Origin of the sequence: Jeotgalicoccus sp. S0W5, assembly GCF_011634875.1 — a bacterium.
Classification (GTDB): Bacteria; Bacillota; Bacilli; order Staphylococcales; family Salinicoccaceae; genus Jeotgalicoccus; species Jeotgalicoccus marinus.
Window position 1 is genome coordinate 22,023 of sequence record NZ_SIRQ01000013.1, and the last position, 21,505, is coordinate 43,527.

22 protein-coding genes and 1 pseudogene are annotated in these 21,505 nt (G+C 35.9%); 10 read left to right on the forward strand and 13 right to left on the reverse strand.

Annotation, left to right across the window (positions count from 1 at the left end; genetic code table 11):
- Positions 1-2: 2 nt before the first annotated feature.
- From EYB29_RS09375 to EYB29_RS09395, 5 genes are all read right to left on the reverse strand, one after another.
- Positions 3-953 (reverse strand): ZinT family metal-binding protein, encoded by a 951-nt coding sequence (locus tag EYB29_RS09375; protein ID WP_026865752.1) that lies wholly within the window; start codon positions 951-953, stop codon positions 3-5.
- A gap of 154 nt (positions 954-1,107) precedes the next feature.
- On the reverse strand, positions 1,108-1,479 hold the full coding sequence (locus EYB29_RS09380) for a DUF1801 domain-containing protein (RefSeq protein ID WP_026865753.1): 372 nt from the start codon (positions 1,477-1,479) through the stop codon (positions 1,108-1,110).
- The gene (locus EYB29_RS09385) at positions 1,480-2,415 is read right to left on the reverse strand and encodes a CorA family divalent cation transporter (RefSeq protein WP_026865754.1); all 936 of its coding nucleotides are present in this window, start codon (positions 2,413-2,415) and stop codon (positions 1,480-1,482) included.
- An 84-nt stretch (positions 2,416-2,499) separates the two neighbouring features.
- Positions 2,500-3,894, reverse strand: coding sequence for an NCS1 family transporter (locus tag EYB29_RS09390; protein ID WP_026865755.1), 1,395 nt, complete (start codon positions 3,892-3,894; stop codon positions 2,500-2,502).
- A gap of 137 nt (positions 3,895-4,031) precedes the next feature.
- Positions 4,032-5,669, reverse strand: a complete 1,638-nt coding sequence (locus tag EYB29_RS09395) for a PucR family transcriptional regulator (protein ID WP_026865756.1) — start codon at positions 5,667-5,669, stop codon at positions 4,032-4,034.
- 195 nt (positions 5,670-5,864) lie between these two features.
- Between EYB29_RS09395 and EYB29_RS09400 the strand changes: the two genes are divergently transcribed.
- On the forward strand, positions 5,865-6,251 hold the full coding sequence (locus EYB29_RS09400; RefSeq protein ID WP_026865757.1) for a RidA family protein: 387 nt from the start codon (positions 5,865-5,867) through the stop codon (positions 6,249-6,251).
- A 41-nt stretch (positions 6,252-6,292) separates the two neighbouring features.
- Here the strand turns inward: EYB29_RS09400 and EYB29_RS09405 are convergent, their stop codons facing one another.
- Positions 6,293-7,216, reverse strand: coding sequence for an AEC family transporter (locus EYB29_RS09405; RefSeq protein ID WP_026865758.1), 924 nt, complete (start codon positions 7,214-7,216; stop codon positions 6,293-6,295).
- 42 nt (positions 7,217-7,258) lie between these two features.
- The gene (locus EYB29_RS09410; RefSeq protein WP_026865759.1) at positions 7,259-7,702 is read right to left on the reverse strand and encodes a YaiI/YqxD family protein; all 444 of its coding nucleotides are present in this window, start codon (positions 7,700-7,702) and stop codon (positions 7,259-7,261) included.
- Positions 7,703-7,887: 185 nt separating this feature from the next.
- Here EYB29_RS09410 and EYB29_RS09415 point away from each other — a divergent pair, with 185 nt between their 5' ends.
- Positions 7,888-9,258 carry a uracil/xanthine transporter gene (locus EYB29_RS09415; protein ID WP_051220426.1) on the forward strand — a complete coding sequence of 457 codons (1,371 nt, stop codon included), beginning with the start codon at positions 7,888-7,890 and terminating at the stop codon, positions 9,256-9,258.
- Positions 9,259-9,306: 48 nt separating this feature from the next.
- Here the strand turns inward: EYB29_RS09415 and EYB29_RS09420 are convergent, their stop codons facing one another.
- The 3 genes from EYB29_RS09420 to EYB29_RS09430 form a co-directional block, all read right to left on the reverse strand.
- Positions 9,307-10,239, reverse strand: a complete 933-nt coding sequence (locus EYB29_RS09420) for a hypothetical protein (protein ID WP_026865760.1) — start codon at positions 10,237-10,239, stop codon at positions 9,307-9,309.
- A gap of 194 nt (positions 10,240-10,433) precedes the next feature.
- Complete coding sequence (locus EYB29_RS09425; protein ID WP_166627124.1) at positions 10,434-11,150, reverse strand: 3-ketoacyl-ACP reductase; 717 nt, start codon at positions 11,148-11,150, stop codon at positions 10,434-10,436.
- 84 nt (positions 11,151-11,234) lie between these two features.
- The gene (locus EYB29_RS09430; RefSeq protein ID WP_026865762.1) at positions 11,235-11,924 is read right to left on the reverse strand and encodes a YjjG family noncanonical pyrimidine nucleotidase; all 690 of its coding nucleotides are present in this window, start codon (positions 11,922-11,924) and stop codon (positions 11,235-11,237) included.
- A 181-nt stretch (positions 11,925-12,105) separates the two neighbouring features.
- Between EYB29_RS09430 and EYB29_RS09435 the strand changes: the two genes are divergently transcribed.
- From EYB29_RS09435 to EYB29_RS09465, 7 genes and pseudogenes are all read left to right on the forward strand, one after another.
- Positions 12,106-12,519 carry a MarR family winged helix-turn-helix transcriptional regulator gene (locus EYB29_RS09435; RefSeq protein WP_026865763.1) on the forward strand — a complete coding sequence of 138 codons (414 nt, stop codon included), beginning with the start codon at positions 12,106-12,108 and terminating at the stop codon, positions 12,517-12,519.
- Positions 12,520-12,545: 26 nt separating this feature from the next.
- Positions 12,546-13,275: pseudogene (locus EYB29_RS09440) on the forward strand (glucose 1-dehydrogenase).
- A gap of 140 nt (positions 13,276-13,415) precedes the next feature.
- Positions 13,416-14,561, forward strand: a complete 1,146-nt coding sequence (locus EYB29_RS09445) for an NADH-dependent flavin oxidoreductase (RefSeq protein ID WP_166627125.1) — start codon at positions 13,416-13,418, stop codon at positions 14,559-14,561.
- A gap of 292 nt (positions 14,562-14,853) precedes the next feature.
- Complete coding sequence (locus EYB29_RS09450; protein ID WP_166627126.1) at positions 14,854-15,303, forward strand: LytTR family DNA-binding domain-containing protein; 450 nt, start codon at positions 14,854-14,856, stop codon at positions 15,301-15,303.
- Positions 15,303-15,740 (forward strand): DUF3021 domain-containing protein, encoded by a 438-nt coding sequence (locus tag EYB29_RS09455; protein ID WP_240921858.1) that lies wholly within the window; start codon positions 15,303-15,305, stop codon positions 15,738-15,740. Before EYB29_RS09450 ends, EYB29_RS09455 begins: the two co-directional genes overlap by 1 nt.
- Positions 15,741-16,226 (forward strand): DUF4188 domain-containing protein, encoded by a 486-nt coding sequence (locus EYB29_RS09460; protein WP_166627127.1) that lies wholly within the window; start codon positions 15,741-15,743, stop codon positions 16,224-16,226. It begins immediately after the preceding gene.
- The gene (locus tag EYB29_RS09465) at positions 16,219-17,040 is read left to right on the forward strand and encodes an NmrA family NAD(P)-binding protein (RefSeq protein WP_166627128.1); all 822 of its coding nucleotides are present in this window, start codon (positions 16,219-16,221) and stop codon (positions 17,038-17,040) included. Before EYB29_RS09460 ends, EYB29_RS09465 begins: the two co-directional genes overlap by 8 nt.
- Positions 17,041-17,120: 80 nt before the next feature.
- Here EYB29_RS09465 and EYB29_RS09470 read toward each other — a convergent pair whose 3' ends face one another.
- The 3 genes from EYB29_RS09470 to EYB29_RS09480 form a co-directional block, all read right to left on the reverse strand.
- Complete coding sequence (locus EYB29_RS09470; protein WP_166627129.1) at positions 17,121-17,756, reverse strand: FBP domain-containing protein; 636 nt, start codon at positions 17,754-17,756, stop codon at positions 17,121-17,123.
- A gap of 163 nt (positions 17,757-17,919) precedes the next feature.
- Positions 17,920-18,585 carry an ABC transporter ATP-binding protein gene (locus EYB29_RS09475; RefSeq protein WP_166627130.1) on the reverse strand — a complete coding sequence of 222 codons (666 nt, stop codon included), beginning with the start codon at positions 18,583-18,585 and terminating at the stop codon, positions 17,920-17,922.
- Between the two features lie 14 nt (positions 18,586-18,599).
- The gene (locus EYB29_RS09480) at positions 18,600-19,649 is read right to left on the reverse strand and encodes an ABC transporter permease (protein ID WP_166627133.1); all 1,050 of its coding nucleotides are present in this window, start codon (positions 19,647-19,649) and stop codon (positions 18,600-18,602) included.
- Positions 19,650-19,839: 190 nt separating this feature from the next.
- Here EYB29_RS09480 and EYB29_RS09485 point away from each other — a divergent pair, with 190 nt between their 5' ends.
- Positions 19,840-21,204, forward strand: coding sequence for a PQQ-dependent sugar dehydrogenase (locus tag EYB29_RS09485; protein ID WP_166627131.1), 1,365 nt, complete (start codon positions 19,840-19,842; stop codon positions 21,202-21,204).
- The last annotated feature ends 301 nt before the right edge of the window (positions 21,205-21,505 follow it).

Consider the following 21,505-nt stretch of genomic DNA (forward strand, 5'->3'; position numbering starts at 1 on the left):
TTCTAGTGTTGTAACATATCTTTTTTAATCTCATCTACTGTTAGATCTTCAGGGTAATACGTTGGCCAGTGATCCACTTCTTCTAGTAAGGCTTCTCTATCATCTCCCCAGTAAAGGTGGTAATGACCAGATTTTTCTGGTGCGATAATGTGGTCAGAGAACTGAATATAATCTGGTGCATCCTCATCTCCATTCACTTGTTCGAAGATAAACCTTACACCTCTATTGCCCGCTTCATATTCTAAAATTTCATAGCCATCATATTCATACTGTCCGGTGATTGTGTCTTCTCCACTGACAAAGGAAATTGTGCCATCTTCTTTAATTTCAATTTCATTCATCGTCGTTTCATAGCCTGTATTGTAATACTCTTTATATTCTTCAGCAGTCTTATCACCGTCTTCTGCTTTATGTTCAAAAACTTCTTCAAGCTCACCTGAAGTTAGATAAGGGTAGACAGATTGCCATGTCCCTGTCCAATCTGAAATGTCACGGTCGGCAATATCTTCGTCTTCAAAGTATCCGTTATAGACATCACTATTGTGATCATCAATATGTATTTCAACCGGCTCACTTTCAGCAATTACGTTATGGTCCTCATCATAAAATGTCGCTTTTATTTTTTGACCGTCTACAGCTTCTATATTAAGTGTATCTTCAAACTCTTCTTCGATTATTACCCACTCTTCATCATCAGACTTCTGATACCAATGCCAGTGACCTTCTGTCTCTTCACCTGTTGTAACTGAAAGCTCGACTTGGTCTCCAGTATGATAGTGATCATTTAAGCCTTCGATTGTTGCCGTTTGAACTGCTTCACTGTGGTCGTGGTCATGATGATCATGATTTTCATGACTGTCCTCACTTGTTTGTTCCTCACTATCTGCATTCTGACAGGCAGCCATCATCGTTAACACTAAACTTGCACCAAACACCCATACATTCTTTTTCATAATCTCTCTCCTTTAAATCGTAATTATTACTATTCGTAATTGTTACGATTTGTATCATAGCATGAAATTTTAAAGAATGTAAACATAGATTTTATATTTAGGCATTAAAAAAAGCGGATTGACTGATTCAATCCGCTTCAAAATACATATTAAGTTATCTCCAAAATGTGTCTAAACCCTTCTTATCCTCAATATTAAAGTCGATAATCTCCTTTAATAAATCGTAATCCACCGCTTGATCATACTTTATTTTGAAGGTCATCTTTTCATGACTATAACCTGCTGCCTTGATTTTATCGCTAAATACTTCTATGCCTTTGGGTTCTGGGTTAATAGAAAAGTGATGTTTTGCCGGCTTGACCCCTATGATGAAACTACCCTCTTTTACATATAGCGGTGTACTCCACTTTACTTGGCCTTCAAAGTCAGGATAATGATTTTCAATCCAATCGTACACTTTAGTAATCGCTGCTTTTTGCTCATCGTTCAACTTATCTAAACTCTTTTTGAATATTTCCTTTACCATTTACATCCACCTCTTATATTTAAAGAATACGAGCATACCAATACTAATCAACAGCATAATACCTAGGGTAATAAAGTAACCAAACTGTAAGTTCAATTCTGGCATAAATTTAAAGTTCATGCCGTATATCCCTGTAATCAGAGTCAGTGGTAAAAAGATCGCTGAAATAATTGTAAGTACATTAATCACCCGGTTCATCTGGTAAGAATTATATGAGATATAGTTTTCTTTTATCTCGTCAATCATCTCTTCAGAGAAGGTGATAATTAGCTTCTGACGATCAATTTTTGCCTTTATTTTCTTTAATATACGCGCACTATTCTCACTGTTAAATATTTCTTCTTCCTCTGAAAACTTATCGACTAATTCCGACATCGGAACAATTACACGTTTAACACGAAAAACCTTTCGTTTTAAATCAAAAATTGCAGCATTAATTTTAGGGTCCCGTTTATTATCACCATGCCGTTCTTCAAACTCAATCACTTCATCTTCAATATCATGAAGTATTCCAAAGTATTGTTCCACTGCCTGTAGAAGGATATACAGTGCGATATCTACTTCTAAATCTTCGGTCATATTTTTAATAATCTTACCTATATCGATAAAATCCTCAAGTTGACCATTGTGAAATGTAAGTACAATATCTTTCATAACACAAATGTTAATGGCATGAGCTTGAAGTGTTTCCTTATCTATATTGTGACAGATCAACAACTGGTAATCGTCTGTCCTGTAATAAGATGGCCGATATAATTTTGTAATTTCATCTTCTAAGGTAATTGCTGTAAAGTCAAAGTCTCTTAGAAGCTGGTCTTTATCTTCAAAGCTCGAATAATCGTACCAAACGAAAGATGCATCAGCGGGTACGTCTTCTTCTTGTGTGGCATGAACAATTTGATTATCATATGTAATATATTCAATGCTTAGTGTCACTTTGTCACCTCTTTATAATCCTTACCCCAATTTGCCAACATATAATAAAAAAAGACAGCAGATTTAATCTGCTGTCTTCACTCATCACTCTTTTTCAAAGATTGTACCTTTTTTGAACGGTGAGTTTTTAAACATTGTCTTAGATATAATTGGATATGCTATAGCAGCAACAATAAATCCAATCAACCATGCGAGATCAACGAATGAGAAGGCTGCTGCAGCACCAATAATTAATGCGAGTAGAGCTGCATAGTTAAATCCTGAGAAGTAACCGCCTTTTTTGTATAGCTCTTTAATATCGATATGTTGTTTTCTCATCACATAGAATTCAATAATTAAAATTGCAATCATTGGCCCTAAGAATGCTGAGTATACATGAACGAATGTATCTAAACCTTTAGCGTTATCATCTTGTACAAGTAACCAAGGGAATGAACTCATAGCAAGCAGTCCTGTAATCGTTACTGCAATCTTGTAATTTAACTTAGTAAATAACTGAATAACGTAAGTTGGTGTGACGATGTTCGCAACCATGTTTACAGCAATCGCACCAAAGACAATAAATACAGAAATGAATAATTGCATTGCTTCGTTATCGAATAGGGCTGGTAAACCTAGTGCAGGGTTGGCATAGCCTGTCGCACTTGCAAGCATTGCACCAACAACAATAACTGAACCATAAGCAATAATGATCGGAACAAAGTAAAGTAAGCTACGTTTCCCATCTGAGTATCCAACTTTAAGTTCTCTTGAGTAGTCTGCAGCACTTAAGAATATTGCAGCATAGTTACCAAGGAATACCATGACATAGGCGAAGAATTCAACGCCCCATGTACCTTGTGTGTTAATCCATGTGTCTGCAATCGCAGCGCTATGGTCTGTTACGAGTATGTAAAATACGACAATAACAATACCCATAAGTACGATTGAAGCTACTGATTCAACCATCTTAATACTATGGAAGCCTTTCATAGAAAGTAAGATTTGAATCACAAGTAAAATAATAAATGCGACAAATACATTATCAATCGCACCATTAGAGACAATTCTAAATACCTCGTTTAATGCAGTACCACCAATCCATGACTGAATTCCGTACCAAATTACAGCAGGAACAGCACGTAGTAGTGATGAAATTAAAGTCCCTTTTTCACCAAATGACACTTTCAACTGTGAAACATACGAAATACCGTATTTATAACCAGCACGGTCATTTAGTGCAAATAATACTGAAACAATTGCGATAGCAACTAGAGCTGCTGCAATAGTTTGGTAAATATTTAATACTGCCATTCCCGCTACGACAACACTAGCACCTAGTGTCATGTTACCCATGTTGACACCGTCTCCGACCCAAAGTGACATGTAACCAGCTGCACCTAGGGTACGATCTTCTGGTCCATTAGGCTTGAGTGAATCCGTTTGAGCTGCCGCATCTGGATTCTCAAGTCCTTGGACTTCTTTATTTTCTTCTGACATGTTTACACCTCTTCAAAACATATAATTTTCAGTAATAATATCCATAAGCAATTATATATTTCTATATTCCCCATGTCTTTATCTATGATGGATAAATTTAAATCGTTTTCTCTCAATATCATACCATTTTATTATAGTTATTCACTCTTATTAATTTCTAATATCTTCAGACCGACCTGAACGGATAGCATCTCATTCGCATCCTCATAGTCCATCTGAGTAATGTCTTTGATCTTATCTAAACGATATGTGACTGTTTTATAGTGTACATAGAGTCGGTCTGCGGTACGAGAAATATTCTGTTGGTTTTGTAAATACATATCTAAGGTTTCAATGAGCTGGTCGCGTTTATTCTTATTGTAATCTAACAGGCGTCTCAAGCTGTGCGGAATATAGTCGCTGAGTGCATTGCTATCATGCTTGAACTGATACAACAATCTATATATACCCAATTCCTCAAAGCTTTGAACCCTATTGTAGTTATTTAACATGCGGTTGACCTCTTGTGCTTCTGTATGACTTCTCGGCAAGTCAAAAACAGTCTCTGCGATTGTGCCAATCCCCGCTAAAACTTTTGCATCCGAAACACTCGCCTCAAATTTTTCAACAACTAAGTTCAAAGTTCGTTTAATGTTGGCCATCTCTTTTTTTCTATCTTTTTGACCTGAGAATATCGGCCAAATTACAATAATTTGATTGAAACGCTCTCTGATGATTGCTGATTTCAGATAGTATTCAATATTATTAATTAATATATTGTAGTAGCGTTGACGAACGGTTGAATTGTTTTTACTTTCCTTAATATTTAAGGTGAATACAACAACTGCTGATCGACTATTTAAGTTAAAGTTAATATTTTGAGCACGTTCAGCAATGTCATTTTCATTTTTAATTTCACCGGATAATAAGTCATCGATAATTTCATTTTTATATTTCTTTTCCACTTCTGAAATCGCAATTTTTTTAGCTAAGTTAAGTGATAAGGCCGTAGCCGCATTTTCTATAGCCACGAAGTCAAATTCTGAAAAACCAGAGTTTATGGCACTAATGACCAACATAATCCGACTTTGATTGACGGTTGTTATCGGAATCATAATCTGTTCACATTCTCTGTCCTGTAATTTCGGATAGATAACAGATCGACGATATATTGGAAATATAGTGTTTAAGGTGTGTTTATCTTTCTCAAAGGTCTGAGTTTCATAAAATAACTCCACTTCACTATCTGTTGTGGCAAGTACTTTAAAAAGTTCATTATATATCGTAACTGGATTACCAATTAGTGATTCAAGCGTCTTAATAATGACCTCATCATCCATATTTCTAATAGAAAGTTCTGTGAATCTATGATTGATTTCTCTGAAGTATTCTAGTCGCTCGATATCTTGACTGAACAATTTACGTGTGACCCTCTTAATAATTTCTATAAAGGGCACATGTTCAGGAATGCTCACAATTCCTATATTATTTTGATGACATATGCGAGTGATAACATCTGGCAACTCCTTTATTTCCTTAGGTATCTTTGTGATAAAAACGGATATTTTTTTGTCAATTAAGGAGTTAATCCATTGTTCTAAATCTTGATTATCAAAATCCTTTACAGGATAAAAACTCGTCAACAAGGCCTCTCCGCCTTTTAACCACTGTGACACATCAGGTGCATCCATTATGGTGATGCCTGTGATATATTTAGATAGGCTTTGCTTAGTTCCTATATAATTCGCTTCTTGAATTTCTTCTAATTGCAACAATTCTCTCACTGTAAAATTCATAAGCACCTTCCTTTTTTGCTTTTATCCAACTTGGATAAGGATTTTTCTGTCATTATTCTCTATCATACCAACATTTACACGTATTTTACTAAGTGACAGCAAGAAATGGCATTCACAATTTCTTATCTATAATGGATATCTTATTTTGTACTGCTTAATGCTATGATGATATTAATATATAGAGGAGGTCATTTCATGACAAGAAAAGCATATAATACAAATACAGTCAGCAGCTCAGGTCCATACTCGCATGTCACTGATGCAGGAGAACTCCTATTTTTCTCAGGACAAACTGCCAAAAATCGCATTGATTTAAAAGAAGATTTAAAGGGAGATATTGCCCGCCAGACAGAAGTGGCTTTTAACAACCTGTTCGATGTAATGAAAGATCAGGGCGTTACTGAAGCAGATGTTGTTAAAGTTAACGTATACCTTACTACAATGAAAAATTTTGAAGCGATGAATGAAGTCTATCAGACTAAGTTTTCAGAGCCTTTCCCATCACGTACTTGTGTCGCAGTATATGAACTACCACTTGGTGCAGAAGTTGAAATTGAAATCATTGTAAAAAAGAATAAATAAGTCAGAAAGCAGCTGAATCAATTGATTCAGCTGCTTTACTTTTAAAATACATTTAAAGCAATGAATATTATAATCGGTACAGTGACTGCACTAAAAATTGTACTCATCATGACAATTTCTGCTGCGTACTCTGGATCATCACTATATTGCTGAGCAATAACAGAGCTATTGACAGATGATGGTAAGGCGGTCGATATAAAGATTGCCTGTGCAACGACGCCATCAACATTAAATAACATTAAGAGTGCAAGTGACATAGCCGGAATAATCAGTAGCTTCACCGCTGTAGCGAGAAATGCACTGGGTCGTAACTTTTTAAATTTAATTCCCGCGATTTGTGTGCCAAGTATAAACAGAACGAGTCCAATCATTGAGTCCTTCACATAAGATAAGGAAGAAATGATGGGCTCTGCTATTTCGACGTTGAAGTAATTAAATCCTAGTCCAAACAATAGACCATAGAACATTGGCATTTTAAAGTAGCCAAGTAAGGCCGCTAGTTTCCCTGTATCTTTTGAGCTTAGAGCAATGATGCCATAGGAATAACTGATAATGTTTTGAAACACCATGATAATGACCTGCACACTCATCGCAAAGGGATCACTTTTAAAAACTAGGTCGTTGACCGGCACACCGTAATTTCCAGCATTATATAAAAGACTAGAATTAGTAAAGAGCACCTTGTGGTCACGATCTACACTAGCAAATGTCGCAATCAGTTGAGAGACAATAAATGATAGCCCTGCAAATAGAAATAAGAATAACATGACGTAAAGTAACAGACTAAAATCAATATTGGATTGATATAGGTTCATAAAAATAAAAACTGGCATTATGTAGTTAATCATCAATTTACCGAGCGTCACTCTGTCGAGTTTAAGTTTAAGTTGTATGCCGTAGCCGAGCAAAACTATAATTGCTATCGGTAGCATGACGTTATATATAATAAAGATAAATTCATTCATAGTATTCATCCTCTATCGACTTATTCTTGATGCTTTGTATGTTTAGTATTGGTCGAGAACCTCGTTAAATTGAGCTTTAAAGGCTTGTCTTTCTACTTCTGTAAATGCTTTTGGCCCTTTTGTTCTCCCACCCGATTTTCTGACCATAGCACCCATATAACGACTTTCTAAAAGGTGATCCATGTTGTTTATATTGTACTCAAAACCAGTATGATGGAGTACTCGGCAACCTTTTGGAAGTAATAAGGATGCTAGACCATAGTCTTGGGTAATGATCAAATCCCCCTTTTTTACAAGCTGAACAATTTTAAAATCTGCTGCATCTCGACCAGCATCGACATAGATATGATTGACGTGACTTTGTAAATCCTTATTACTGAAATGCGATAAACTTGATACTAAAGTGACATCAATATTTCTATTGGCACTTTCAGAGATTACTATATCTTTGACTGGACATGCATCCGCATCGACAATAATTTTCAAAAACTCACCTCTTTTAGTACAGCATATCAGTTTTTATTCTTAAACACTTTTCTAGATTTTTTACTATGCCCTTGGATAATTTGTGATAAGAAAGCTAGAGTTTTTTATCTATTATCACCAAAGACATTTTATGTAAATCTATATATTATAAATAATGATTATTATAAGAAAGAAGATGTTGGGAAATGATCAATCAACTTAAAAATTTAGATAACTGGTTAGGTGGTCTACAGTGGCTCATGTATATATTCATTAATACTGTCGTTGTACCGATTACCATGGGTGCTGCCTTTAATCTATCTCAAGCGGAAATCGTCAGCACCATGCAATTTTCCTTTATTTTAGGCGGGATTGCCTGTTTACTACAAGCTTTAATCGGCCATAGACGCCCAATTATGGACGGTCCTTCTGGATTATGGTGGGGTGTCTTACTTGCCTTATCTACACTTGCAGCCTCACAAGGCATGCCAATCTCTGAAGTCGGTGGCAGTATAGCTGTTGGATTAGTCATCACTGGTGTATTAACCGTAATTATTGGCCTGACAGGTTTTGGTTATTACTTAGAGAAATTATTTAACCCAAGTGTGATGGGTGTGTTCATGCTTTTATTTGGTGTATCACTTTGTATTAGCTTCTTTAAGGGGATGGTTGGTCTACCTTTTGGTGGTGGAGAAGGCCCTACAGAGATTCAAATAGGTCCAGCAATCCTATCTTTTGTTATTGTTGCACTTGTTTTAGTCTTAACAATTCGTGAATCTAACAAACTATCACAATACGCCATGTTAATTGGTATTATAATCGGGTGGCCATCCTATGTCCTTTTATTTGGTCAGGATGCTCAACTCACTTCAGGCACATCAAGTTCTTTAGAATTATTCCTTTTCCCTCTGGGTTCTCCAGCTTGGAATATCGGAATTATATTAACCGTCATTATTACGGGGATGCTTAATCTATCAAAACAATATGGTTCAATCAAAGGCACAGATCCAATCTATCCAAACTCACCATCAACGAGTAAAGACTATAGAAACTCCTTTACGATTACTGGTATTATGACAATTTTACCTGGCTTTTTAGGTTTAGTACCTTACTCACCTTTTGTTTCTTCAATCGGATTTATTCAACAGACTAAAATTTATGACCGTATGCCGTTCATTTTTGGTGCTGTGATGTTCTTTGTTATGGGTGTCATTCCTCAAATTGGTTCATTCTTTACGATGATACCTCTAAGTGTTGGATGTGCTGTTTTATTTGTATCTTATGTTCAACTCTTTGGTTCAGCTTGGGATTGGTTTAAACTTGTTGAATTTAATAGTTTAAATATTTACCGTGCAGCAATACCAATGTTTTTAGGATTGGTTCTAATGGCAGTACCTGCCTCAGCATTTAGCAGCCTACCAGGCTATGTTCAACCCTTACTATCAAGCGGTTTGTTAATGGGAACCATCATCTCAATAGCGATGGAAAACTTATTGAACTGGGATAAGGTTGGTGCAACCATCTCAAATAATATTGGTGTAAATACTGAAAAAGAAGAGCCTGTAAATAAACTATAGCTATAAGTAAAAGCTTGGTCATCGATTCGTAGATGGCCAAGCTTTTTTCTATTCAACTTCAATCATGTTTAAATCTAAAACGTATTCGTCATTGAAGCTGATGTTAATGTAATTCGCATTATCTACAGCCGGAAGATAAGCAGGTGCAGTACTGATTTCCACTGTTTCTATAAAGCGACTGCCCCTGTAATAGCTGATCATCGCTGGTGCTGTAATAACGTAGTCCTTACTAGAATTATATTCTAAAGCTTCCGTAACAGTATACTCCTCATCATCAACAAATCTTCCACGCTCATCGATTCTTTGACCTGGAAAAACATCATCTCCACTTAGGAAATCCTGACCAAACATAATCTGACCTTGGAGATTTTCAATATCAGGCTTTCCTTGTCCTAAATATTCATCAGGTGTTGTGCTTTCTTCAGCATCGGCCGTTGCATTATCGACCGCTTCATTTCTCAGCTCCACAACATCAGCTTCTGGTTCACCAAATGAAACAATCACTTGGTCCGCTTCAGGTACACTCTCTATGAGGTATGGCCCTTCATGCCCATAATTATTCGTCTTTATAAATGAATCTCCGTAAAAATAAGAAACATATGCTGCGCTTGTTAAAGTATAGTCTTGACTGGCATCATAGGGAATAAAATCCGTACGACTCATATGACTACGGGCATCATCCACACCACTATAATTAATCCAATACCCTTCTATTATGTCACTATCCTCTATTAAATCAGTGGCTGCTTGTTCCTCAGTCTCTTTCTCTGATTCTTCAACGTCAGACTCTTGGTCTTCTACGCTATTATAATCATCGGAAGATGATGTTGAATCAGTTTCTGTATCATTTTCTGCTTCTTTAGATTCAGTGGTATTATTATCGGTTGCTTGTTCACTTTCGGTAGTTTCAGTTTGATCACTCTGATTACTACAAGCTGCTAAGGTAGTGATGCTAAACATAATAAGTAACAATACTTTCATAAGCGCCCCCCTAATATAAAATATACACCTGTTATGTATATACTTAACATTAACCTAACTATACCCTTATTTCAGGTAGTAAAATAGAGTATTTTAAATTTTCTCGAACTCGTCTGACTCTCATGTTACTGCAACCCACAAAAAATCCCTCTAGGACTGATAATTTCATCAATCCTAGAGGGAAAGCTATTATATTATGGATTATTTGACCATAAACCTGCGTGTTTTAAGACAACGCGATTATTTAGTTTCAACTGTAGAACGATAAGTTCTGCTAGGTCTTCTGCTTGCATGACCTTATCCGGATTGCCATCTGTTAAATTCAATTCTTTCGCCATATCAGTTGCAACTGTACTTGGTGTTAGGGTTACCACACGGATATTATCTTTTCTTACTTCCATCATTAATGATTCACTTAAGCCGATAACCGCCGCTTTAGATGCCGAGTAAGCACTTGTTACAGGGCCACCTTTTTGTCCGGCAGTTGATGAAATATTAATGATATCTCCACTCTGTCTTTCCACCATTTCAGGTAGGACTGCTCTTGTTGTGTAGTAGACACCTTTAACATTCACATCAACAATATTTGTCCACTCTTCTGGTGACAGCTCCATAAATTTACCAAATTTAGATATACCAGCATTGTTGAGTAGAATATCGATTGGTCCAAGTTCGCTTCTAATTGCTTCTACTGCTGATGTAATTTCATTTAAGTCTGCAACATTTGCAGTTTGCACTGACACTTTAATATCATATTCCGCTAGTCCTGACTTAACATTCTCTAAGTTTTCAAGCGTGCGACCAACGAGTCCAACATGGACACCTTCTTTTGCTAGTGCAATCGCTGTCGCACGACCGATGCCACGACCGCCTCCAGTAATTAAGGCAACTTTTCCTTTAATATCCTGCATGAATGTTCTCCTCCATTAATCAATTATCATCTATACTTTATCATTTTTATAGATAAAATTTGAATGATTCGTTCAATCTCTCCATTACAAGAATTCAAACAACTCTTTTAAATCATTCACTTCATAATTCAGTGGTACTTCATGACTTTTTTCTAGTTTGTATGGGTTATACCAACAACGATCAATCCTTGCATTATAAGCTCCGTACATATCTGAAATTAGACTATCTCCAACCATTAAAACCTCATTCGGTGAGAGCTGTGCTCTTCTTAGACTTTCTTCAAAAAAGTTCACATTCGGCTTCTCATAACCAATATCACTAGAGATATAAAGATCTGTAAAGTACTCGTATAAACCTGCAAGTTTCAATCGATTTTCCTGCATGCTTAGTTCACTATTTGAAGCTGCATATACCTTATAGCTTTTTGCCAATTCTTTAATAGCGAGGTCTGCATTCACCTCTAAAAAGTGTTGACGACCTAAGCCAGCCTGAAAATGATCTCTTATTAAATTTGGTTCTACACCTAAGTTTAATTTTTCACTCAAGATGCTAAAACGCGTATTAATAACATCATTTACGGTTATTTTTTCTTCTTTTTGTTGTTTCCATAAATCATCATTAATTTCCAAATATACCTTATAGAGATCTTCAGTGAAATCTAAATTGAAGTGTTTAAATGTATCTTTAAAGGCGCCTTCACTCGATTTCGGGAAATTTAAAACCGTATCATCAATATCTAAAAATATCGCCTTATACTTGTTACGCTTCACCATCTATCAATGCTCCTTATTTTCTATACAATGTCATCAAAATTATAGCAGAGATCTATTTATAACTTAACATAAGAACAGTAATCTAGTATTTGCCTATAAAACAGTCAAGGTATATAATTAAGTTAAATATAGTTAGACGTCTAATTATTCAATTATAAAAGTATGTTGAGGGGGAAATATTGTGTCGGAAAAAAAGATATTTGACCTTCTACACCAAATGGATACGTTCACTAATCAGATGATGATTCGATGGAATAAAATTTTTGATGAAGACCTAGGTGTTTCACATATACTCACCTTATCCTTCATACAACATAACGCACCATCTCGTCCGTCTGATGTTTCAAAAGCCTTGGGACTCACACCACCTACCGTGACCCATCTAGTGAATAAATTGGTTAAGAAAGAATTAGTAGAACGTGAAGCAAATGAAAATGATCGCCGTATCATATATTTAGTAATTACTGCTAAAGGACAAGATGTTTTAGAAAAAGCGATAGAGTGCGGACAGGTTTTACGAAAAGAAATATTTTTAAAACTAACTGAAGATGAAAGACAACAACTGCTCACCTTATATAAAAAGTTAAACCAATAAATCATATTATAAAAGAGCTAGGTAAAATGAGATTAGAAGGTAAAGTTGCGATTGTTACAGGCGGTGCACAAGGTATGGGTGCTGCTCACGTGAAACGTTTTGTCGAAGAAGGTGCTAAAGTAATTTTTACTGACATTAATGAAGAAGCCGGTAGAGCGCTTGAAAAAGACCTTGGAGAAACAGAAAATTTGTAAAGCAAGACGTGACTAAAACGAAGACCGGTATAAGGTCGTTAAAGAAACTAAGGATTCATTTGGGCAAATTGATATTCTTGTGAACAATGCTGGAATCAGTGTCAATAAGCCTTTGATGGAAATGACAGAAGATGACTACCGTAGAATCGTTGATATTAACCAAGTCTCTGTGTTTTTAGGGAAACAAGCTGTCGTTCCTTCAATGACAGAAGCTAATAAAGGATCCATCGTAAATGTCTCATCTATTAATGGTCTAGTCGGAGGCGCTGTCGGTTACACCGATACTAAATTTGCAGTAAGAGGCTTTTCTAAAGCGGCTGCCTTACAACTCGCACCACTAGGAATTCGTGTAAACTCTGTGCACCCTGGTGTTATAGAAACACCAATGATTAAACAAGGCGATGCAGCAGAGCAAATCAAAGCATTTTCAAAATTTATTCCTATGAGAAGAGTGGCTCAACCCGAAGAGGTTACTGAACTTGTTCTCTTCCTCGCTTCAGATGATTCATCCTACTCAACAGGTTCAGAGTTTGTTGCTGATGGTGGCTTGACTGCCCAATAAGATATGTAACACGTTGATATTATTATCAATGTGCTATTTTTTATTCTAAGTAATATACAAGCAGATTATTTTCTCCTCTAATTGGCCTATGCTTATAATATGGAAGTGATTGATTTAAATATTTTAGGAGGTCTCTTACTATGGAGAAGAAATATGAAGGGTTATTTCAACCTTTAACGCTTCCAAATAAGGTTACACTGAAAAACCGTTTTGTACTTGCACCAATGACACACGTTTCATCACATGATGATGGTACAATCTCTGATGTAGAATTGGAATATATAGAAAAGCGTTCTAAGGATGTAGGCTTATCTATTTCAGCAGCAAGTCATGTAACACCGATTGGTCAAGCATTTACCGGGCAACCCTCTGTCGCATTTGACAGTGATATTGACGGTTTAAAAAAACTTGCACAGGCTATGAAGAAAAATGGTGCACAAGCACTCGTTCAAATTCACCACGGCGGTGCAAAATCCTTACCTTCATTAACACCAAACGGTGATGTTGTTGCACCAAGTGAAATTCATATGCAAGCTCAGCCTCCACATAACCCTAGCAAGGTAGATGAGGATTATCACGGGAGAGAGATCACTGTTGATGAAATAAATGAAACTATAAAAGCATTCGGTGAAGCGACACGCCGCGTCATTGAATCAGGATTTGATGGAATTGAGATTCATGGTGCCAACCACTATCTGATTCATCAATTTGTTTCACCGTACTATAACCGTCGTACTGATGAATGGAAATATGATGACTTTAAATTCCCACTTGCTGTAATCGATGAAGTTGTTTCAGTTGCAAAAGAATATGCTAATGAAGACTTCATTATCGGCTACCGCTTCTCTCCTGAAGAAGCAGAATCACCAGGTATTTCTATGGAATTAACAAAAGAATTACTAGAAATTTTAGTACAAAAACCTCTGGACTATCTTCATGTTTCACTAGGAGACATTCACTCCAAAACACGTGAAGGTAAATACAGTGGAGAAAGTCGTCTTCACCTTTTACACGAGTGGATTGGCGGCAAACTTCCATTGATTGGAATTGGTTCAATTTACACAGCAGAAGATGCCCTAAGAGGATTCGAAACAGGCGATACAGAACTCATCGCACTTGGTCGCGGTATTCTTCTAGACCATGACTTTGTTGGTAAAATTAAAGATGGACGCGCAGATGAAATTACTTCAGAATTTGATCCAGACAGAGCAGACTTACATGAACTACCAGAAAGACTCTGGCATCAATTGAACGACGGACACTACGGTGTACCGAGAACTAAATAAATATAATCTTTGAATAGCCTAGAAATGTGATTGCAGCACATTTCTAGGCTATTTCTTTTTGTTGTGATAAGTCAGTCACTCTCCTCTCACTTATCACCATTTCCCCTGATTTCAGTGATAAGTCACTCTCTTTTACTACACTTATCACCACCGCATACAATTTACCTTAATTATCTATAGAAATGGATAAGTAAATATAACCACTTAATCATACTAATCAACCACTTAGACAAAACAAGTGGTTTTTGCAATACATACATGGTTTACTTTGCTTAGAAAAGGAACAAGATGAATGAAAATCACTTTTAATAGAGATCCATCGCTCAAGAAAGACGAAGTCGAAATCCGCGCTCAATCAGATAGTCCTGAAATCCAATCATTAATAAGAGAACTATCAAAGCGTATATCCAAAAAGGTAAAGGGTCGATATAATGATGAGATTTCCCTCATAGATCTCTTCGATATTTATAGTTTCAGAATTGAGGACAGAAGGCTGTATGCATATACAATCCATAAAAAGTATGCAATACAAGCGAAGTTATTTGAGGTTGAGGCTTTATCAACACACAATTTTATTCAAATATCAAAATCTGAAGTCATCAACATCGATTTTATTCACCATCTTGAGTTAGGTAAAAATGGCATCATCAAAATCATCTTTACCAACAACGATTTCACTCATTCTTCTAGACGATACTTAAAACAGATTAAGGAGCAGTTGAATTTATTAAAAGAGCATTGATGGGTATTTTAATTGGCTTATCTTCAGGACTTGTTATTTCTATTATATTTTCTTTAATATTTGCTGACGGTCAGTATCACCCTGTTTCACCCGAATCCACTTTTGGTCATTATTACTTCAGTCATTTTACCGAATTACAAACTGTCATGATCGCCGCACTTGTATGGGCATGCATTGGAATCACCTTTAGTTTAGGCACCTATATTTTCACTCATACAGACCTCACCATTGTAAAAACAACAACCCTACATTTTTTAACTATGTTACTCATATTTTTTCCGCTTGCAGTACTTGCGGGATGGTTTCCGATTAAACTCTCAGCTTTAGTGATTTTCTTCGTTATTTTCATTGTTGTTTATATCATTATTTGGTCGATTATTAGGAGACAAACAAAAAGAAAAATAGCAGAAATTAATTATAAGCTAGGAGGAAAGTAAATGATCAACGAAGGTCGATATACTGCAGTACAACAGGATAATATCACAATATTTTTGATTGGTATGCGTATCAACAAGTGGTACAAGGTCAACAAATGGTTACCTGTGTTCTTAGCGATGCCTCCGATGATGAAAGAGTTGAGTCAAGACCCATCACTCGGTTGCCTGAATACAGAGATGTTCTTTCGTTCTAGAATGAATATACTCATTCAGTATTGGGATTCAGTAGAAAACCTCCAAGCATATTCAAAAATGCCGAAACATTTAAAGTCATGGAAGAAATTCTTAAAATTAGTTAAAGACAATGATGCTGTTGCCTTCTACCATGAGACATATAATGTCGAAAATGGACAATCTGAAAATGTTTATATTAATATGCCAAACTTCGGTTTAGGAAAAGTATTTGGTGTCGAGGCAGTTGGTAAGCACACACAATCTGCAAATAAACGTCTACAAGAAGCTAGGGAGAGAAAAAGCTATGAATGAGAATGTATTTATAATTGGTGCAACAGGGACTATAGGTAGTGCTGTTGCAGAGTCTCTTAAACAATCAAAATATGAGCTTACAGCTTTAATCCACAATAATACAAACACCTTTCTAAAAAATAATGCGAACCTGGTCAAAGGTTCACTTATAAATGCCGCACTCTTAAAAGATCATCTACAAAATCACGACTACCTCTTTATTGCTGTTAATGCTGGGAATGATGCCGAAGCGATTAAACACATTGAAGAAGAAGCCGTAATCGATGTACTTAAGATTGCCGAAGATGTTGGCATTAAAAAAGTAGTCTATATTTCTGGCATGTATGCTGAAGAGAGATTTTCCAATCACCCATCTGAATCTGCAAAAGTTAATGTAGAGAAACATTTAAAAGAAAGTAACCTTCCAAACACAATCTTTAAACCAGGGTTTATAGATGTCACACTACAACAATTTGTCCAAGGTAAACAAATTATGTTACTCGGTAATCAACCTCATCCTATGCACATTGTGAAACTTAGAGAAATGGCCAATGATATAACTGATTCTTTTAGCATACCAGAGACTAACAATCAAACATATGTCGTAACAGGAAGAGAAAAACCGATACTTCTTAAAGATGCCTTAGAACAATATGGTAAAAAGTTTGATCCAGTACTGCCGGTTAAAGTTATGCCACTTTGGTTTATGAAAATTTTAAATAAGACGTTTTTAAAAGGTAAATTAACTCGTGCCATAAATACCATGAGTTTAATGCAAAAATATGGTGAGCTTGGGGATTTAGAAGGTTATCATAAAATGTTCTCAACTAAGTAAATCATCGACCAAGAAAATTCCCATAAAAAACAGGAAGGCAACCTTTATTCAGGTTACCTTCCCTTTATTACCTAACAATATTATTTCAGACTCTCAATGAATGTATAAAAATCATCGATGTTTGTTAGATTACGATTACATACTGCACTATCATTACAAATATAATCGCCTTTTTTACTATAAGTTCCGTCATTTCCCGTTTTGGATTTACTTAAAAATAGTGAGACATCGGATTCTTGATTACATATTTTACAGAAGCCTTTTACTTTCTTACGTGAAATCGTACCATAATTCTCTTTAAGCTCATCATTTTGATTTCTATAGATAAAATACTTTCTATCCGTAGATAAATCATTCCAAGCCAGGAATACAGTCGATTTAGTATCAAGCAAATCAAAATCCGGTGTTTTTAATTTCTTTACCTTTTTAAACAATTTACCGATAGCCGCTTCACTCAGTATATCAAAGCCGTCAACCTGTGCTTTTAATTTATTTAAATGTAAATCTAGTCTCTTTCTAGATAATCTCACGTCATCTATTGCCTCGATAAAGTCTATGCTATCAAGGTTATGATTATCAAGCACATCTTTAATTTTACTAAGCAACATATCCTTATGGGTCTGATGCAGTTTTATATCATTTGTCTGATACACTCTATAGAGTTCAATGGCGTCATTTTTTATTTGATTAAATTCATAAACTTTTAGTTGTGTCATTTCTATTTCCTCCTAATTTTTAGAAGTACTCTATGAAATGAATCCTATATTTCAATAAAGCACTTCTTATTATAAACGTTCAGTGCTTGTTCGTATGATTAATGACATATTGTAATGTCTCATGTAATCCACTCCTTTTACTTCCTCAAGTATACCAGATAAACTATTCTATTTTTTCTAAAACACCATCTGTCATTTTATATACTGCATCACAATATTCGGTCAGTCTTTCATCGTGAGTCACAATGATACACGTCTTGTCTCTTTCCATCGTCTGCTCTTTTAATATTTCCATAACCTTCATCGCATTTTCTGTATCAAGTGAAGCTGTGGGCTCATCGGCTAAAATAATACTAGGATTCGTATATAAGGCTTTGGCTATGGCAACACGTTGTTTTTGTCCCCCAGATATTTCACTAGGTAATTGATTTTTCACTTCAGTTAATGACAAATGATTAAGCAGTTCATCCAGCTCTTCATCAGTCATGACATCTTTTTTAGATTTCTTCAATAGTTTAAATTGTTGTCGGACAGAAAGAAATGGGACCAAATTACTGGCTTGAAGTATAAAACCAATTTCACCCATTCTGAGCTTAGCTAAACTCTTTGTATTCATACCTGTGATTTTCTGTCCATTCACGATGACCTCACCTTCAGTTGGTGTTTGCAAGGCACCTGCCATAGTTAAAAAGGTACTTTTACCAGAGCCTGATGGCCCAATCACTGCAATACAACTTCCCTTTTCGAATTCAACCGAGGTTTTCTTAACCGCTTCTATACTTTGATTCCCATCTTTAAAAGTCTTTTTCACATCTTCGAATTTAAGCATACTATCCGCCTCTCTTAACCGATTGCTTTTAATGGATCTACTTTTCTAACACTGATGACTGAAAACAGACTGCCTAGCATGGCGACAATAATTAAGACCACCATATAAATAACCATGGTTAAATAATCGAATTCTATAGGTACTGCTGGTGGTAGAAATACACCAGTTAATAAGGTAAGTCCTAAGCCAATAATCGTACCAATCAACGCGACAATCAGTGTTTGTCCTAAAACAGAACGGGCTAAATAGCCATTAGTAAATCCTTGGGCTTTTAAGACACCAAAAAGACTTGTCTTCTGTAAAGTTAACACGTATAAGAAAATTCCAATGACCGCAGATGAGATAATGAATAAGAATATTATCATAAAGTTTAAAGTTAATTGCTGTGGTGTATATCCTGGTAAGTTCTCTACAAATTCATCAATAGCCAGCACTTCAAGTTCATCATCAACATTCACATTTTCAAAATTATCATCCTTGACTACTACAGCATTGATTACGTCTTCACCTAGCATTGGATTTAATTTTTCTACTGTTTCATTACTCGTAAACAGTAACGAAGACGCACGGTACTGAGCACTATCAGTGAAACCAGTCATTTCTAACACTTCATCACTATTGGATAAATTCAACTCATCTCCTATATTAAATCCAGCTTCTTTCAGTGAATAATCTGCAACCACTTCATTTTCAGATACTGCAGCTTCACCTTCTATAACAGGAGGCATTAAGAATGAATCTTCTTCTAAGCCGAACACAAAGGCATTTTCTTCTACTTCTTCATTAGAGATAATGACAGAAAGTTCTTTTAGCTCTGCCTGTTCTTCAAATAAATTATTGATATCCTCTGTATTAATCATAGATTGTTGGATTGTTTGATTCGCATCTTCACTAATCACAATCCCATCAGCTTCCCACTGATCAATCGCTTCCTTATTAAGATTCATTAATCCGCTGGCTAAACCAGACAAAAGGAATAGTAAATAACTAATCATGACAATGACACCGATGATTAATCCGAATTTTAATTTATTTCTTCTAATTTCGTTCCAAGCTAAATACATAGCTACCCCAACTTTCATTTAACTAACTCATCCATTATAAACTACATGTTTAACTCCACAAAGAAGAAAACTTTACCATCCTTAAATTAATTGAAATTTCTGAATAATTATGGTAATATCATTATGAAAACAATTACCTTTTTAGCTATGATATGGAAATTATATCCATTTACAGAAGGGAGGTAAAAAGATGTCGAAATTTCCATGGTCGAGATTATTGTTCCTACCACTGCTAATCTTTGTATTAGTTCTAGCTTCGTGTAGCAATGAGAATAGTACAGATGAAGCTTCCACTGATGAGTCTGACACGACAACTGAGGAAACTACTGATGATAATGCTGCTACAGAAGAAAACGATGATGCAGAGTCTGCAACTGAAGAAAGTGAAGATGAAAATTCAGAAGATAGTGGTGAAACTTCAGCAGAAACAGAAGATAAGGTTACTGAATTCGAACCTGCCTTTCCTGAGCAAACAAGAGCACCTGCAGTTGAAACTGAAACTGAACTTGATATCGAAGCGATTGTAGATGGTCTAGATGTCACTTGGGGTATGGAAGAGTTTTCTACAAACCGTCTCCTAGTGACCCAAAGAGATACAGGTGAATTGCTCATTGTGAACTTAGAAGATGGATCTGTTTCAGACCCTATTGAAGGAACACCTGAAGTGTTTAATGAAGGCCAAGGTGGTCTACTTGATGTGACTATCGCCCCTGATTTTGAAGACTCAAGACAGGTATATTTAACATTTTCTGAAGAAGTGGATGATGGCAACTTAACAGCTGTCGGTAAAGGTGTATTGTCTGAGGATGAGACAGTACTTGAAGATTTTGAAGTTATCTTCCAAGCAGAACCAGCCTATGACGGTGATTTACACTATGGTGGTCGAATCATCTTTGATGAAGATGGTAACTTATTCCTAACAACAGGAGAACGTTCAGATGATCCTATTCGTGAGCGTTCACAAGATTTAGATGCTTATTTAGGTAAAGTGATTCATATTACACCTGATGGAGAACCAGTGGATACGAATCCATTTATTGAAGATGAAGATACTTTAGATGGTATTTATAGTTATGGACACCGTAATATTCAAGGTGTGGATTTTAACCCTGCAACAGGAGATTTATGGATTGTTGAATTTGGTCCTCAAGCTGGGGATGAGCTGAATATTGTTGAATCAGGTAATAACTATGGTTGGCCAGTTGTTTCGTATGGTATCGAATATTCGGGTGAATTGATTAATGAAGGTATTTCAGAACACGAGGCACAAGGCTTCGTTGAACCGAGATATTATTGGGATCCAACTAGTGCACCAAGTGGTATGTCATTCTATGATAATGATGCAATTCCTGAATGGGAAAACAACCTATTCATTGGTGGTCTAGCACCGAACTATGTCGTACGTGTTGTCATTGAAGATGACACGATTGTAGGAGAAGAACGACTCTTAACTGACGAAGGTGAACGTTTCCGTGATGTACTTGTCACTGAAGATGGTGCGTTAATTACAAGTACTGATGGTGGTAAGATTTATAAAGTGACAGCAGCTGAATAAGAAAATGCCGTTATGTAGGGACACCTATCATAACGGCTGCTTTTTTCTAATCATTCCTAATTAAATAATTTATAGCTGTTAAAAATTGAAATGAACTGTTCTTTAGTTAAATTATTATGATCCTTTGCTTTGGCATGTCTTAGTGCTTGCCTAAACTGATTTTTCGTAAAAAGAACCTTATACTTTTGGGTAATCGGAAAATAGTGTGGAATTTTTTATCTGAACCCCTCTTTTTACTAATCCCCCCGTTAACTTAACAAGGATTTACTTTTTAACGAATAAAAGCTAAGTCATCATTGGC

Bases quoted from the DNA above. Each gene is read 5' to 3' on its own strand.
- EYB29_RS09415 (WP_051220426.1), top strand. From the start codon at position 7,888: ATGATCAATCAACTTAAAAATTTAGATAACTGGTTAGGTGGTCTACAG.
- EYB29_RS09470 (WP_166627129.1), bottom strand. From the start codon at position 17,756: ATGACACAACTAAAAGTTTATGAATTTAATCAAATAAAAAATGACGCC.
- EYB29_RS09475 (WP_166627130.1), bottom strand. From the start codon at position 18,585: ATGCTTAAATTCGAAGATGTGAAAAAGACTTTTAAAGATGGGAATCAA.
- EYB29_RS09395 (WP_026865756.1), bottom strand. From the start codon at position 5,669: ATGAATTTTACAGTGAGAGAATTGTTGCAATTAGAAGAAATTCAAGAA.
- EYB29_RS09430 (WP_026865762.1), bottom strand. From the start codon at position 11,924: ATGGTGAAGCGTAACAAGTATAAGGCGATATTTTTAGATATTGATGAT.
- EYB29_RS09380 (WP_026865753.1), bottom strand. From the start codon at position 1,479: ATGGTAAAGGAAATATTCAAAAAGAGTTTAGATAAGTTGAACGATGAG.
- EYB29_RS09375 (WP_026865752.1), bottom strand. From the start codon at position 953: ATGAAAAAGAATGTATGGGTGTTTGGTGCAAGTTTAGTGTTAACGATG.
- EYB29_RS09480 (WP_166627133.1), bottom strand. From the start codon at position 19,649: ATGTATTTAGCTTGGAACGAAATTAGAAGAAATAAATTAAAATTCGGA.
- EYB29_RS09465 (WP_166627128.1), top strand. From the start codon at position 16,219: ATGAATGAGAATGTATTTATAATTGGTGCAACAGGGACTATAGGTAGT.
- EYB29_RS09445 (WP_166627125.1), top strand. From the start codon at position 13,416: ATGGAGAAGAAATATGAAGGGTTATTTCAACCTTTAACGCTTCCAAAT.
- EYB29_RS09425 (WP_166627124.1), bottom strand. From the start codon at position 11,150: ATGCAGGATATTAAAGGAAAAGTTGCCTTAATTACTGGAGGCGGTCGT.
- EYB29_RS09450 (WP_166627126.1), top strand. From the start codon at position 14,854: ATGAAAATCACTTTTAATAGAGATCCATCGCTCAAGAAAGACGAAGTC.
- EYB29_RS09485 (WP_166627131.1), top strand. From the start codon at position 19,840: ATGTCGAAATTTCCATGGTCGAGATTATTGTTCCTACCACTGCTAATC.
- EYB29_RS09400 (WP_026865757.1), top strand. From the start codon at position 5,865: ATGACAAGAAAAGCATATAATACAAATACAGTCAGCAGCTCAGGTCCA.
- EYB29_RS09390 (WP_026865755.1), bottom strand. From the start codon at position 3,894: ATGTCAGAAGAAAATAAAGAAGTCCAAGGACTTGAGAATCCAGATGCG.
- EYB29_RS09460 (WP_166627127.1), top strand. From the start codon at position 15,741: ATGATCAACGAAGGTCGATATACTGCAGTACAACAGGATAATATCACA.
- EYB29_RS09455 (WP_240921858.1), top strand. From the start codon at position 15,303: ATGGGTATTTTAATTGGCTTATCTTCAGGACTTGTTATTTCTATTATA.
- EYB29_RS09405 (WP_026865758.1), bottom strand. From the start codon at position 7,216: ATGAATGAATTTATCTTTATTATATATAACGTCATGCTACCGATAGCA.
- EYB29_RS09420 (WP_026865760.1), bottom strand. From the start codon at position 10,239: ATGAAAGTATTGTTACTTATTATGTTTAGCATCACTACCTTAGCAGCT.